Raw genomic sequence first — 14,785 nt, 5'->3', positions numbered from 1 at the left:
GGTAATCAGTGCTGGTGTCCTCAATTAGATACATCACGGCGTACGAACAAGATTGATGCGATTACAGCTCCAAAGGCCACGTATAAGCCTCCGACCGTTAGAGCATGAGAGTACTCAACTCCGGTTCCAATGCCGCTAGGTGCCCCACCAGATGCGATCGCAGCAAGTTGTGCCCCTGGCATCCACTCTTCTAGCGAGTTTTTGACGGCAATCAGAAGATTTTCAACGATAAGTAGCCATAAAACTCCGAAAGAGATCGCACTGATTGGAGAACGCAATAGCAAACCTAAAACCATGCCAATTGTTCCAAATCCAATGACGGAGATGATTATGTTGATGAAGGTCGTCAATAACGCATGTCGACCATCAGCGCCAAACCAAAGGTCGGTTGAGACTTTTGCACGCGGCGCCAATATCACCGATGCAGACACACTGATAATGGCTGAAAGAATAATCATTACAAAAGCAAATAAACCCATCGCTATAAATTTTCCAGCAAGCACACGCAAGCGACCCGGCTGGCGAACCAAGATATTTCTTAGAGTGCCATAGGTGTACTCCTGCGCCGTTTGTGCAGCAAAAACACAGAGTGCGATTATTCCCAAAAACCCACCAACACTGCTAAAGCCTTGAACTCCACCTGTAGCAAGGGAGAGAACTTCGCGAGTCACCACGCGACCACGATCAGAGTTTCCTTGAGGTGAATCTATTAGAAGGAACAAGAGTGATGAGAATAAAGCGCTGAAAAATACGACGGCACCCATAGTGCCAAGAAATAGAGTTGGACGACGTAATTTGCGAAGTTCAGAAAAGACAATATTCCACATTATTTTTCACCTGTCATTTCAAAGAAAGTCTCTTCAAGATTAGGAAGTTGCGGCGTTAATTGTGAAAGTGTTATTCCAGCATTGAATGCCGCCCGGTTAAATTCACCCGCCCAACTGGAGGGCCCTTCTACGTGCACTGCTCCATCACGAATTACAGCCCGATGTTCAGCAGCCTTTGCAATTGAAAGAAGGACTTCTAGGTCGTCTTCGTTTGCGCCTCTAGCGATGATGACAGGTTGCTGGCTCAGCATTAAATCCGTCATTTTGCCGGTAAAGACAACTTCACCTTTGCGCAACATAACTAAGTAATCACTAATGAGTTCGAGTTCGGATAAGAGGTGCGAAGATACAAAGACTGAGGTTCCATCATTTGCAAGCGAGCGCAATAAAGCGCGCACTTCTTGAATGCCCTCGGGGTCCAAACCATTAGTTGGCTCATCCAACATTAATAACTTTGGATTAGGCAACAATGCAGCTGCAATACCCAAACGCTGTTTCATTCCTAATGAGTAAGTCTTGTACTTAGATTTAGCACGGTCCCCCAGACCGACCAGTTCGAGCAGGTGTTGGACTCGATCGGTTGAAAATCCACCGAGATTTGCTAAGTAGTTCAAATTCTCTTTTCCACTAAGTGCTGGATAAAAGGCTGGACCCTCAATCATCGCCCCGACTCGCGGTAGGTATTTCTCAGGATGTTTTATCGACTCACCCAAAATCTCGCCGGTGCCGCCTGTAGGTGTGATCAGCCCCAAGAGCATTCTCATGGTTGTTGTTTTGCCTGAACCATTTGGACCTACAAAGCCACAAATCGTGCCCAATGGAACCTCAAAAGTTGCATGAGAGACGGCCATACGCTCTCCGTATTTCTTACTTAAATCTGTAACAGAAATCGCAGTGTTAGACATAAGCCTAACTCTGCCACAATTAACCATGAGTACACCATGGGGATACCGCCCCCGAAATGAGCGCGAAGCTCCGCAATGGGAGCTGCATCCCCAAACACATGCCGTGCGTACCGGACTTACCCGATCAGGCTTTGGTGAAACATCAGAGGCGCTTTATCTAAATAGTGGATTCACGTATTCAACTGCCGAAGAGGCCTTTGACTCTTTTGCCGAAGAAACAGATCACTTTTTATACAGCCGTTTCCATAATCCAACGATTGCCATGTTTGAAGCGCGCTTGGCGGCAATTGAAGGCGCAGATTACTGCGTAGCTACAGGTTCTGGAATGTCAGCGATGTTTTCTTCCCTCGCCTGCATTGTTGAACAGGGTGACCATGTTGTTGCATCGGCGGCGATGTTTTCTTCATGCCATGTTGTCATCACAGAGTTCTTACCAAAGTGGGGCGTAACTTTCGAATTAGTAAAGGGCAATGATCCGACAGCATGGGCAAAGGCGCTAAGCAAACCAACTAAAGCTGTCTTTATTGAAACGCCAAGCAACCCTTTAATGGAAATAGTCGATATCGCGATGGTGAGCGAGTTAGCCCATCAAGTAGGTGCAACGGTTATAGTCGATAACGTCATGGCTTCACCTGTATTACAGAAACCACTTCAGTTGGGTGCTGATGTAGTTATGTACTCTGCAACTAAGCATATTGACGGACAAGGCCGTGTTCTTGCCGGTGCAATTCTTGGTTCCTCTTCTTACATTCATGAAAAATTGATGCCATTTACCAGACATAGCGGTCCATCTTTGAGTCCCTTTAACGCATGGGTTCTCGTTAAATCTTTGGAAACAATGGAGATGCGCGTAGAAAGAATGGTGGCTAATGCTCAAACTGTCGCTGAATTTTTAGAAGCTCGTCCCGAAATCAAATCAGTGCGTTTCCCAGGTCTAAAGTCACACCCAGACTATGAGCTTGCTATGAAGCAAATGACTGGTGGCGGAACAACAGTTGGTATTGAGTTTTTTGGGGATCAGGCATACGTGTTTGCCTTCATGAATAAACTTCGAATTATTGATATCTCTAATAACTTGGGTGACAGTAAATCACTTATTACACATCCGGCAACTTCCACACATCGACGTTTATCTCCAGAAGTCCAAGCTGAAATGGGTATTACGTCATCAGTGTTGAGATTATCGGTAGGTCTGGAACACTCAACTGATTTAATTAAAGATATAACTCAAGCATTGAGTTGAGCGATAACAAGTACAACTGAGAGTAAACTCAAATAAGTGATTGACCACTGAAAAATATTTCCCGCAGTTTTTTCATAATCCGGAGAGTTCTCCTTAAGCGATATTAATTCTCTTGAAAATACCAAGCCAAGCAAAATGGTTACTATTAGAGACCAAGTTGGCAAATCTGCAGCGATTATTAGCCAAATTGATGATGCAATCATCAAAACCGTATGGAACCACATCTGGCGAGCGACATTTGCCTTAGTAGCTACAACTGGAAGCATCGGAATACCTGCCGCCGAATAGTCATCCTTGTGCTTAATTGCTAACGCCCAAAAATGCGGTGGAGTCCAAAAAAAGATCACCATAAAGAAAGCAAGTGCAGTGATTGAAAGTGAGTTAGTTACTGCTGCCCAGCCAATAAATACGGGCATACAACCGGCAGCACCACCCCAGACAATATTCTGGGAAGTTCTACTTTTTAAACCAATCGTATAAACAAGGACATAATATGTGATTGCAATAAATGACAAGAAAGTTGCAAGAGGTGTAGTAAAAATCCAAAAAATGATGAGCGATAAAATACCAATGACGAATGCAAAGATCGCAGCATTGGTTCTACTTAGTACACCAGTGACAATAGGTCGCTTTGAAGTTCGAGCCATTAATTTGTCGCTCTCACTTTCAATGACCATATTGAAAGCATTGGCACTACCTGCAGATAAAGTGCCTGCAAGAATCGTTGTGGCCACCAGTGAAAAAGAAGGTAGTCCTTTAGCCGCCAAAATCATGGCAGGTAGAGTGGAAACCAATAGGAGCTCGACGACCCGAAGTTTCATTAAATCTACATATCCACGCACAAGGCTCATCACCTGCCTAGATTACTCAGCAAACTAGGGCTCACTTCACAGAGGCTTCACAAGGTAAAAGGCTACTTTTCTCCTAATGAAAGGAGCTTCACATGACACCTCCACAGAAGCCCGAATGGATTGAGATTGCCGAGCAGGACACTCCCACATTTCCCCGCACTGTTTCCAAGGGTCTGCCGGTTATCGCCTTAGTTGTGACTGCCTCGATTTTAGGTGTGGGCAACCTCTTCGCGCATTCTGCGGAAGATAGTCCGACCAATGCTATCGAGATAACTGCTCCTGCCGCTCCGATTTCGCAGGCAACCGAGCCAACTACAGCAACCGTCGCCATTCAATCGATTGAAACACAAAATTCAGATGAAGTGAAGAACCCATCAATTGGGACATTGCCTATCTTCGGAGAAGAAGAAGATGATGATGATGTTCTCGAGTATGAAGATGACGATGAGGACGACGATGACGACGACTATGAGGACGACGAAGATGATGACGAAGAGGACGACGACTAACTCGTAGGCATTACAGTTAGAATATGCGCCGTAATTATCTATCTCTTGCAGTAATAACATCACTCTGTGCCATCTCTATACCGGCACAGAGTGACGTTCTTACTAGTGAAAACAAGATGGTTCTAGTCAAGTCAATTACTGGAGATATCTCACCAAAATCAGTTAGATCTTCGGGAACTGGTCTAGTGAGCGCCCACAATATGATGTATCGGCATAGTGTCACAATTTATGATTCCAATACTTTTGAACTCATAAAGACAGTCTCTGATTCAGTCCAGCTTTCAAAGTTTGGCGCATCAAAATACTCAACTTACTTTAAAGGTGCCCCAGTAGAGGGTGCTTATTCTCCTGACGGAAAGTATTTATATGTCACTAACTATGCAATGTATGGAAGGGGTTTTAAACGAGAGGGCCACGACACGTGCTCACCAGCTTCTCGCTACGATTCTAGTTTTCTGTATCGAATCAACTTAAGCGGTTACGAAATTGATGCCGTCTATCCAGTGGGTTCAGTTCCAAAAGTAGTTGAAGTGACTCCGGATAATAAATACGTTCTTGTTTCGAATTGGTGTTCATATGATCTAAAAGTCATATCTGTGGATACTCAAAAAACGATGAAAACAATAAATATTGGGCGATATCCTCGTGGAATTGCCGTAAGTAGTGATAGTAAACATGCTTACATTGCAGAAATGGGAGGTAACCGAATACATGTTATAGACCTCGAAGATTTCTCACGCTCTTATATTCCTATTGGTAGAAATCCGCGTGCGATTGTCCTTTCACCTGATAACTCCACAATGTACGTAACTATGAACTTATCGGGCAAAGTTGCTTCTTGGAACTTACTCACCAATAAGCCAGGCAAGTCTGTAACTACTGGAAAAGCGGCACGGTCATTGGCTATATCAAGTGATGGTTCTGCACTGTTTGTAGTTAATTTTGTGAGTGACACAGTTTCCAAAGTTCGTACGAGCAATATGAAGTTAATTCAAACTATTAAGGTGTGTAATGAACCCATAGGTGTCACCTTTGATGTACCGACTCAACGAACATGGGTTGCCTGTTATGGTGGTTCAATTAAAGTCTTTGATAATAAGTAGTTAAGGCGTAGGTTCAACCTCAGAGATTTCAGTTGGAATATTTGGAGCCGCAATTCGTCCGAGGATTCGATCTATGGCAGCACGAGCCTTGTCGCTTGCTCGAACGCCTCGTTGGATGTCATCAGCTAAAGTTACAAAAACATATTCACGGTCAACTGATTCTACAAAACCCGCCAAAGTTACCGTTCCATTGAGAGTTCCAGTCTTAGCGCGAACTAAACCAACCGCAACTGGTGCTGTTGTTAAAAATCTAGATTCCAAGGTGCCGGAAATACCACCGACTGGAAGAGAATCGTAAATATATTTAAACTTCTCGTCCTGGCGGAGTTTAAAAAGTAACTGACCTACCATTAACGCTGTTACTCGATTCTGCTTAGATAAACCACTGCCATCCAAAACCCTCAATTTAGTGGGATCTATTTCTAAATCTGTCAGCACTTGAGCAAAAGTTTGGGCTACTCCTTCAATGTTAAAGGTATACCCGGCAGCGCGAGAGGCGAGCCTAGCTAAACGTTCGGCCAAGAGATTATCACTCCATAGAAGTGTGAATTCCAAAATCTCATAAAGCTTTGGTGATTCTTCACTTGCGGTAATTTCGCTCGCTTCAGCTAAACTTTCGGCACTACTCACGGCCCTCATCTCTGGTTTGAAACCTCGCTGGGCCCAAAAACTCTTAAAATTTGAAACATCCTGTGAAAACAATTTCGAATATATGACCGTAATTTCCTCAAGAGAACCTCCATTGGCCTTCTTGAGCATAGCCATGGATCTATTTGCAAGGCTAGGCAGAGATGCGCGATTCATTTTACGAGCAGCGATGTAACTGGTACTGATCCAAGGGTCGTAGCTTCCTTGAATCACTAGAGTTCTGCTGTCCACTCCAACTGAAACATTAGTTGAGAAAATCGACTCTGGATCTAAATACTTCAGTGTTGCAACCCCTGAAAGTAATTTCATAACGGAGGCAGGTTTGCGTTGTGAATAAGCTTTCCTCTGATAAACAATCTCTCCGGTAGTTCCGTCAATGAGAATCATCGCTGGATTGGATAGAGCAGGAACTGCTAAGAGTTTGTCAAAAACAGCAGGTATTGCCGATGGTGATAAAGCTGCATTGCTCGGAACAACGTTTAGTGCGACAACCAGAGCAAGTAATATAAAAATTACTTTGTGTCGCATTGCATAGGTCTTTACCATAGAGATGCAATGAGAATATTTAATACCGTTAATCCAATTAGTGCTAACCATGTGTTCTTTGCAAGTACGGGTTTCTTTACCTTGCGAAAACCAATAACGAGAATTGCAATCAGAATTAGAAGTTTAACTCCAATTTTTGTTTGATTCAGATCTTCATCTGGGTTAACAGTTGCAAACATTCCCACCATCGCTAAACCGGCAATAAGAGCGGTTAGTCCTGCATGTAAAATCCCCGGGTTGAGTTTTCGCGGATCCTTATTCCATTGCTGCAAAAGCAATACAAGTATCACTACAACGCTGAGAACATGCAGGATATAGAGGATTGTATTGATAGTGGCCATGGAATCAGTTTAGAGTGCATCCATGTCTACACCAACAACGCCCGGCACTATTGGTCCGGGTGAGTTTTTTCCAGTTGTTGGTGTCGGACCTCATGAAAAGCCCTGGCCGCAAGGCCCCCAATACGATGCTGAGTTATTACTGAATGGTGACCGCCGCAATGTTTTGGATCATTACCGATACTGGAGTGTTAATGCAATTGTTGCCGATTTAAATACAAAACGGCATAAATTACATATTGCCATTGAAAACTGGCAACATGATTTGAATATCGGCTCAATTGTTCGGACTGCGAATGCATTTAACGTCTCTGGCGTACATATCGTAGGAAAACGCGATTGGAACAAGCGTGGAGCCATGGTGACAGATAGATACTTGAGCGTCCATCACCATCCAACAGTGAGAGAGTTTGCAATCTGGTGTGCAGAAAATGACTTGCCAATTATTGGAATCGACAATGTTCCTGGTTCAGAACGTTTAGAGAGGGCACAACTGCCAGAACGGTGCGTACTTTTGTTTGGGCAAGAAGGGGCGGGAATGTCTGAAGAAGGGATTGGGATCTGTGAAATTGTGTATGAAATTAACCAATATGGATCTACGCGTTCAATGAATGCTTCTGCCGCCGGTGCCATCGCTATGTATCACTGGGCAATGCAGCACCTACCTAAATGAAAAGAATCTGGCTCACCCGAAATCTAATCCTCTTAACGCTCGTTTCGCTAGCCCAAGATGCAGCAAGTGAGTTGTTGTACCCACTCTTACCGATTTTATTGACAGGTGTTATTGGAGCTGCGCCCTTAGCACTTGGACTTATCGAGGGTTGCGCTGAAGCTGCGGCGGGTTTTACTAAGTTAATTAGTGGCACATCTAGTGATCGTTTAGGTAGAAAGCCTTTCGTCATCTCGGGATATACATTGGCTGGAATAGGTAAAGCTCTGGTTGTGGTTGCAACGAACTGGCCATTGGTTTTCTTAGGTCGAGTTACGGATCGAATTGGCAAAGGTCTCCGAAGTGCACCACGGGATGCTTTGATTTCAGATTCAGTAGGCAAAGCCCACTTAGGACGCGCCTTTGGTTTCCATCGCACTGGCGACAATATCGGCGCGGTGATTGGCCCGGCCATTGCGCTTATAGGGCTCGCTATGCTCGATGGCGATGTCCGGGCTGTAGCAAAATGGGCGTTGATTCCAGCGCTTATTTCGGGGTTTTTGACTCTTTTGCTTAAGGAGAGTTTTGTAAAAGTTCCACGAGTTAAAGCAGAGAAAAAGCAACACCCACGCTTACCCAAAACCTTAAAACGTTCAATTGCAATTTTAGTATTGATTCAATTGACTAACATTCCGGACCTGCTTCTATTATTGCGTCTGCATGACATTGGTTTTTCGACACAAGGCGTAGTTCTTTCATACATGCTATTTAGCGGAGTGACCGTTCTCGCAGCTTTTCCTGGTGGTTATATTGCCGACAAGTTTTCACCTAGGGTTGTCTATGCTGTTGGACTGCTTGCTTTCGCCGCAGCATATGCAACATTGGGATTAACCCAAAACCACTCACTCGCCTTAATCGCACTCGTTGTTTATGGTTTGTTTCCTGCTTTTACTGACGGTGTAGGTAAGGCATGGATAGCCTCGTTGAGTGAAGACAACCATCGCGGTCGCGCGCAAGGCGTGTATCAAGCCTCAATGAATTTCGCCGTGCTTGGTGCTGGAATTTGGGGTGGTGCTTTATGGAGCAGTGGAGATATTCAATGGCCTCTGATTATTGCCGCCGTCGGAGCGCTTATGGGTTCGATAACTCTTGCAATAAACCATCTACGGCGCGCTCAATCATAATCAAAGTTTCTTCGTACGCTGCAATCGTTTGGTTATAGGGATCTGGCACTTCGAGCTTATAAAACTGCTCTGATGCTGGGTCAATTGCTGAGAGAGAAGCATCAAAACTTCGTAGATAAAATACTTTGTTTACCGATTCAGTACTATCTGCGAGCTTAATTACATTACTGAAATTGCTTGAATCCATAACGAGGATCAAGTCGAATGCGTGGAAATCACTAGATTGAAATTGGCGCGCAGTATGTCTATAACTATAGCCCGCGCTCTCCCAAACTTTCTTTGAAGTTGGGTGTGGGCCTTGACCGATATGCCAAGCCCCAGTGCCAGAGCTTTCGACAATGATTTTAGGGCTTTTCCATTCGGAAGTTCGGTTAGCAAGAACTGCTGCGGCCATTGGAGAACGACAGATATTTCCCATGCAGACCATTGTGATTCGTACCTCTGGCAGGCTTTTTAAGTGCGAAATCAAACCTCTGGCTCATCCTCTAGCATCTCTTGTACTGACTTCAATCGCCGTTCGATTTCGTTGGCTTCGTCAATGCGTCCTTGCATACGTACTATTTTTGCAATCCTGGATTCCACATCAATGATGAATTCAAAATCCTTAGGTTCGTCATCGCTAACAACTGCGAGCACTTGCTCGAGTGTTGCGAGACCATCATCGAACTTCTCTAAGAGAATTTGCGCTTTGCCATACTCAAAAAGTGCAAAGGTTTCACGTCGATGATCATGAGCCGTTTCAAAAACATCAAGTGCTTTTCGGGCTGTTATAAGTGCGAGTTCACCGTCGTTCAATTCAATAAGACAAGAAGCCATTTTTTGATCACAGCGAGCGACGTGAATAACTTCTTTGTTGTGTTTAAATAAAATTCTCGCCTCTTTGAAAGCAGCAATGGCTTTTTCATAGTTCTTCAACTCGCGCTCGGCACAGCCAATTAAGTGAAGATCGTTAGCTGCACCTATTTCATTTCCATCTACTAAATGTTCTTGAGCACACTCACCCATAGTCAATACAACTTTTTCATATTGTTTAGACGTGTACCACCATTCGCCTAACGTGCATGCAAGCTCCAATGCAATGGGCGACTTATTCTCTCTCAAAATTTCAACGGCCTTGCTCATTGCAGATGCAGCCTCATCCATACGCTTTAATTGATTGAGGTTATATCCAATAGCTGAATATGCTTGAGCTAACCCTTCACTTGATGCACTAGCTCCTAAAGTTGAATAGATATCCCGTGCAGTTTCAGCAAGAGCTAAGGCTTCGTCATACTGTCCCCGTGCATAGATTCTGGCGCTGAGTTCGTAATATGTGCTAGCCCGCTCTTCGCCATCGACTTCAGGAATCCGATCCCAGAGCATCTCTTCTGTGACTATATCTTCCATATCATCGTCTTCGCTCACGCAGACCGCCTCTCCCGTGCAGGTTCTTTACGCGACTCTATACGCAAATACTTAATTCTTCGTTCGAATAGACAAGGGGTAGAAGCGGCCTTACGCTTTCTACTTGCAAATGATTCGCATCTAGCGGCCATTTAGGGCGACCTGGGGCAGCAGAGGGGCAGCAGAGGAGAGATCATGAACGCCGTCATTAAAAAGAGTGAGCGCACACCTCTACGCCAACTCCTCAGCGCTGATGAATGGCGCCGAATGGGCGCAATGTTTGGCGTCATTCTCTTCTTACACATTGCTGGGGCGCTATTGATGTGGAAGGCCACGACGGGCAACTACAGACTCGGGGACGGTTCACTCTTTGGTTGGGGTACGGCTGCCCTTGCCTACATTTTAGGCATGCGCCATGCATTCGATGCCGATCACATCAGTGCCATTGATAACACAACTAGAAAGTTAATGTCTGAAGGCCAACGTCCATTGGCGGTTGGTTTCTTTTTCTCACTGGGTCACTCATCAGTAGTTTTCCTACTCACTATATTACTTGGCTTTGGAATTAAGACTCTGGGATCACAGCTAAACGATGATAATTCGGCGCTGCAGCACTATACGGGGTTAATTGGAATTTCAGTCAGTGGTACTTTCTTGATGCTAATCGGAATCTTAAATTTAATAGTTTTAATTTCAATAGTTGGCGTCTTTATTCAGATGCGCAAAGGAGCTTATAGCGAGGAAGAGTTAGAGAAACATCTTGACTCTCGTGGGTTATTAATGCGTTTCTTCGGGCCAATCGCCCGGCGAATCGATACATCATGGAAGATGTATCCTCTTGGAATTTTATTTGGACTGGGTTTTGACACTGCAACCGAAGTAGGGCTACTTATTCTAGCGGGATCATCAACAATTGCAGGCCTGCCATGGTGGGCGATGATTTCATTACCATTTTTCTTTGCCGGTGGAATGAGTTTGCTTGACACTATTGATGGATCGTTTATGAATTTTGCTTATGGTTGGGCATTTTCAAAACCTGTTCGCAAGGTGTACTACAACATTATTATTACTGGTCTCTCTGTAGCCGTTGCACTTTTTGTTGGCGGGCTTCAAATTCTCCAAATTGTCGCCCAACAGTTGAATCTAAAGGGTGGACTTTGGGATTATGCACTTGCTTTTAATTTAAATAGCGCTGGCTACTTCATCGTAGGGGCATTCGTAGTGGTCTGGGCTGTGGCTTTACTGCTTTGGAAGTACGGCAATATCGAAGAGCGATGGCACAATAAGGCTCATGAGGCTCAACAAGCTCGTGGAGAACAAAGCAATCACACTGCGGCCGGCATAGACCTTGGACCGATTAAAGATGGATTTAAGATCGACTAAAAATCTTTAAACGTTGTTGCCCGATGGCTGCACCTAATAAAACGATTCCAGCACCAACAGGTTCGTACCATGCAACTTTTTCGCCAAGGAAAATTATTCCGACTATCACAGCCACTACTGGTGTTACATACGTTACGGTGCTAGCGATTGCACTTCCCGCAGCTTCCATAATTTTAAAGTTCCAAATATAGGCAAAGCCACTTCCAAATACACCGAGGGCGATCATGGCAAACACCGGACCAGGCCGATATTCATCTTTGGCTATTCCATCTATTAAATAGAAAGGTAGAAGTGTGAGAGCGCCGGCTGAAACTTGCATCGCCGCTAAGGCTTCAGGTTGTAATTTTCTAGGTAATACAAACTTACGTGAGTAAGGAAAAGAGAATCCATAGCATGTCACCGCGAGTAGAAGTGCGAGCACCGCCCCTATAGGATTTTCGCCGAGACCCTTCCATGCGCCGAGGACAGTAAGTACACCAATGAAGCCAAGAAGCAGACCTAGCACTTGATAGTTCTTGAGCTTTTCTTCACGAAAAACAATCATGATTGCAAGTAAAGTCATTAGCGGAGTTACTGCATTGATAATCCCTGCCAAAATCGAAGTAACTTCAGTTTCAGCAACTGCAAAGAGAACACCCGGAATGACATTGAGAAGCAGCGAAACAATCCAAAGATGAAACCAGATCTCTTTGCCTGTTGGAAGTGGGATTTTTTTAAATCGAGCCCAAAAAACTAAGGTCAGCGCCCCCATTGATACTCGACCAAAGGCAACTCCGATGGGTGTTAAAAACTCAAGACCTAATTTGATGAAGATAAAGGAACAGCCCCAAACAACGCCTAAAGCGAGATAGAGGCCGATCCAAGACCTCTTCTCACCATCCACAACGTGAAGATACATGTGAATCACACTCGATATCGATGGTAAAGATGAACAATAATCCACGGTAGAATTGCCCACGTTGATGCAACCGCATCAAGGAACTTCCCCTAAGCGCAGCAGAAGCCGCGCTACTTGCGAGTCTTATCACTATCTTGACGGCCCCTTTGAGCGCCAGTCAAACCCGAGACGCGCTTGTCGTCTCGATTGGTATGCATTTCTATGTCTCTACAACCACGTACAACCGCGCCCGGAAAAGCACGTCGGGCAGCATCTGTAGGAAAACCTAAGCGCACGAAGAAGGCCGCTGAGTTTAACGCGGTAGATCCAAAAGCTCGCCACACAACTGCCCAAAAGAATGCGCGCAAAGGCGCAGCTGCCCTCAATAAATCCGCTGTGGGTAAATCTGTTGTGACTAAATCAAAGAAGGCAGCCACCACGCGCCGCTATTCAGATTCCGATCCATCAACAATTTCGAAAAAAGAGGTTCGCTTGACTGACCGTTCAAAACTGCGCGCACAGCGCTTCCAAAAAAAAACAGCTTCTCGTCCACGCCCACTTGAAGCGCCTGAAGAGCGCAAAGCCCGTATTGAACTTTCACAAAAGCCCGAAAGCCGCGCAAAGAAGTTTGTTGCAGAGCGCACTGAGCGTGCTAAGCGTCCATTGGATAAGAAAATAGATTTCAAAAAGACCGAATACAAAAAATCAGATACACGTCCAACAAATCGCCGCGATGCAGCAATTGCAAAGGTTTCGCGCACTGATGATGGCCGCCCTAACTTTATTCCGCGCAAAGTTGAAAAATTTGATCCAACTCGCCCGAAGAAACGCTCTGAAGCTCCAGATACACGCGCGGCAAACTTTCGCGCAGAGCGTCCAGTTCGTGATCGTCGCAATGAATCACCGGCATATGCCCGTGATGATTTCAAGCATTCATCTAAGACGCACACCAATGCCGCGGTCGATTTTGGAGCAGATGATAACTATATTTCGGCAAATTTAGCTGACGCTAATTTAATTGATGCAACTCCATTAACTGAGATAACTACAACTTTCAGTGATTTAGGAATCGCAGCACCATTAGTTAATGCCCTTGCTAAACAGGGAATTATTCATCCCTTCCCGATTCAAATCGCTACTTTGCCTGATGCGTTAGCGGGCTACGACATTTTGGGTCGTGGGCAGACTGGTTCTGGTAAAACTCTTGCCTTCGGTCTAGCCCTTCTCAATAATTTAAATGGCCGTGTTGCAAAGCCACATAAGCCACTTGCGCTTGTACTTACACCAACACGCGAACTAGCCCAGCAGATCGATGAAGTCTTGATGCCGTTAGCGCGCTCAATTGGTCATGAATCAGTTGTTGTCGCTGGAGGAATGTCCTATGCAAAGCAGATCACCGCAATGCGTCGTGGAACGGCAATTTTGGTTGCAACTCCTGGCCGTTTGATTGACTTGCTCAACAAGGGTGAAATTCAACTAGACCAGTTAGAGATAACTGTTCTTGATGAAGCCGATCAAATGGCCGATATGGGATTCTTACCGGTTGTTAAAGAGATTTTGGACCAAGCTAAGCTCGATGGACAGCGCCTATTGTTCTCGGCAACCCTTGATCGCGGAGTTGATTCCTTAGTTCGTCAATACTTGAAGAACCCAAAGACTCACTCACTTCAAAATGATCGTGCTTCTGTATCAACAATGGATCACTTTGTTCTTGTGATGAACCCAGGTGATAAGGATGACATCACTAATCAAATCGCTGCCCGTAATGGTAAGACAATTATGTTTGTTAAGACACAACGTGGCGCAGATCGCTTAGCTGATAAACTTGCTCACGCAGGTGTTGCAGTTGGTGCATTGCACGGTGGTAAGTCACAAGCAGTACGTACTCGCACACTTGCACTCTTCAAGGAATCTTCCAATGCCGCACTTGTTGCAACCGATGTTGCAGCTCGTGGTATCCATGTTGATGGAATTTCATTAGTTGTTCACGTCGATGCTCCAACAGATCACAAGGATTACTTACACCGCGCAGGTCGTACTGCACGTGCTGGGGAAGCCGGAACTGTTGTAACTATTGCTACAACTAGGCAGCAGAAATCAATCGGTGGGATCACTTCTCGCGCTGGTGTTACACCGAGGTTCGTTGGGGTAACTCCACTTAGTACTGAATTAATGAAGATTACTGGCGCACAGGAGCCATCCGGTGTCCCGTACATCGTGCCTATCGTTGAAAAGTCGGTACGTAATGGAGGCAATAAGCGTCCACGCCCCAACTCAAGTCAGCGTCGTCGCCGCCCTCACTAATCACGACCACGGCTAGCGCCGTAGCTGCTTAGAAT

At 45.1% G+C, this 14,785-nt stretch carries 15 protein-coding genes; 7 read left to right on the top strand and 8 right to left on the bottom strand.

What is annotated here, in order from left to right; translation table 11 throughout:
- Window positions 1-20: 20 nt before the first annotated feature.
- Entirely contained in the window at window positions 21-827 is an 807-nt protein-coding gene (locus Q8K48_08360; protein ID MDP1852406.1) for an ABC transporter permease, read from the bottom strand.
- A complete protein-coding gene (locus Q8K48_08355; protein MDP1852405.1) occupies window positions 827-1,732 on the bottom strand; it encodes an ABC transporter ATP-binding protein in 906 nt (301 codons plus the stop codon). The genes Q8K48_08360 and Q8K48_08355 overlap by 1 nt, the downstream gene beginning before the upstream one ends.
- 25 nt (window positions 1,733-1,757) lie before the next feature.
- Between Q8K48_08355 and metZ the strand changes: the two genes are divergently transcribed.
- A complete protein-coding gene (gene metZ / locus Q8K48_08350) occupies window positions 1,758-2,975 on the top strand; it encodes an O-succinylhomoserine sulfhydrylase (protein MDP1852404.1) in 1,218 nt (405 codons plus the stop codon).
- Here metZ and Q8K48_08345 read toward each other — a convergent pair.
- A complete protein-coding gene (locus tag Q8K48_08345; GenBank protein ID MDP1852403.1) occupies window positions 2,960-3,826 on the bottom strand; it encodes a heme o synthase in 867 nt (288 codons plus the stop codon). The genes metZ and Q8K48_08345 overlap by 16 nt on opposite strands.
- A 92-nt stretch (window positions 3,827-3,918) precedes the next feature.
- Between Q8K48_08345 and Q8K48_08340 the strand changes: the two genes are divergently transcribed.
- A complete protein-coding gene (locus Q8K48_08340; GenBank protein MDP1852402.1) occupies window positions 3,919-4,335 on the top strand; it encodes a hypothetical protein in 417 nt (138 codons plus the stop codon).
- Between the two features lie 23 nt (window positions 4,336-4,358).
- On the top strand, window positions 4,359-5,438 hold the full coding sequence (locus Q8K48_08335; protein ID MDP1852401.1) for a YncE family protein: 1,080 nt from the start codon (window positions 4,359-4,361) through the stop codon (window positions 5,436-5,438).
- Here the strand turns inward: Q8K48_08335 and Q8K48_08330 are convergent, their stop codons facing one another.
- Entirely contained in the window at window positions 5,439-6,632 is a 1,194-nt protein-coding gene (locus Q8K48_08330) for a D-alanyl-D-alanine carboxypeptidase (protein ID MDP1852400.1), read from the bottom strand. It abuts the gene before it with no gap.
- A complete protein-coding gene (locus tag Q8K48_08325) occupies window positions 6,626-6,973 on the bottom strand; it encodes a hypothetical protein (GenBank protein MDP1852399.1) in 348 nt (115 codons plus the stop codon). Before Q8K48_08325 ends, Q8K48_08330 begins: the two co-directional genes overlap by 7 nt.
- Before the next feature lie 22 nt (window positions 6,974-6,995).
- On the opposite strand from Q8K48_08325, the gene Q8K48_08320 reads away from it, so the two are divergent.
- Both Q8K48_08320 and Q8K48_08315 read left to right on the top strand, forming a co-directional pair.
- Window positions 6,996-7,643: an RNA methyltransferase gene (locus Q8K48_08320; protein ID MDP1852398.1), complete on the top strand. Its 648-nt coding sequence runs from the start codon at window positions 6,996-6,998 to the stop codon at window positions 7,641-7,643.
- Window positions 7,640-8,803, top strand: a complete 1,164-nt coding sequence (locus Q8K48_08315; protein MDP1852397.1) for an MFS transporter — start codon at window positions 7,640-7,642, stop codon at window positions 8,801-8,803. The genes Q8K48_08320 and Q8K48_08315 overlap by 4 nt, the downstream gene beginning before the upstream one ends.
- Here Q8K48_08315 and Q8K48_08310 read toward each other — a convergent pair.
- Window positions 8,751-9,272, bottom strand: a complete 522-nt coding sequence (locus Q8K48_08310; GenBank protein MDP1852396.1) for a low molecular weight protein-tyrosine-phosphatase — start codon at window positions 9,270-9,272, stop codon at window positions 8,751-8,753. The genes Q8K48_08315 and Q8K48_08310 overlap by 53 nt on opposite strands.
- Window positions 9,269-10,207, bottom strand: a complete 939-nt coding sequence (locus Q8K48_08305; protein MDP1852395.1) for a tetratricopeptide repeat protein — start codon at window positions 10,205-10,207, stop codon at window positions 9,269-9,271. The genes Q8K48_08310 and Q8K48_08305 overlap by 4 nt, the downstream gene beginning before the upstream one ends.
- A 174-nt stretch (window positions 10,208-10,381) precedes the next feature.
- On the opposite strand from Q8K48_08305, the gene Q8K48_08300 reads away from it, so the two are divergent.
- Window positions 10,382-11,569: a HoxN/HupN/NixA family nickel/cobalt transporter gene (locus tag Q8K48_08300; protein ID MDP1852394.1), complete on the top strand. Its 1,188-nt coding sequence runs from the start codon at window positions 10,382-10,384 to the stop codon at window positions 11,567-11,569.
- On the opposite strand, the gene Q8K48_08295 is transcribed toward Q8K48_08300, so the two are convergent.
- Window positions 11,556-12,467, bottom strand: coding sequence for an EamA family transporter (locus Q8K48_08295; GenBank protein MDP1852393.1), 912 nt, complete (start codon window positions 12,465-12,467; stop codon window positions 11,556-11,558). The two genes, Q8K48_08300 and Q8K48_08295, sit on opposite strands and share 14 nt — an antisense overlap.
- Window positions 12,468-12,668: 201 nt before the next feature.
- Here Q8K48_08295 and Q8K48_08290 point away from each other — a divergent pair, with 201 nt between their 5' ends.
- Window positions 12,669-14,750: a DEAD/DEAH box helicase gene (locus Q8K48_08290; protein MDP1852392.1), complete on the top strand. Its 2,082-nt coding sequence runs from the start codon at window positions 12,669-12,671 to the stop codon at window positions 14,748-14,750.
- Window positions 14,751-14,785: the final 35 nt, after the last annotated feature.

The organism is Candidatus Planktophila sp. (assembly GCA_030681675.1).
In the GTDB taxonomy this organism is placed as follows: Bacteria; Actinomycetota; Actinomycetes; order Nanopelagicales; family Nanopelagicaceae; genus Planktophila.
The sequence above is the reverse complement of the archived record's forward strand: the minus strand, read 5'-3'. Positions and strand labels throughout refer to the sequence as shown.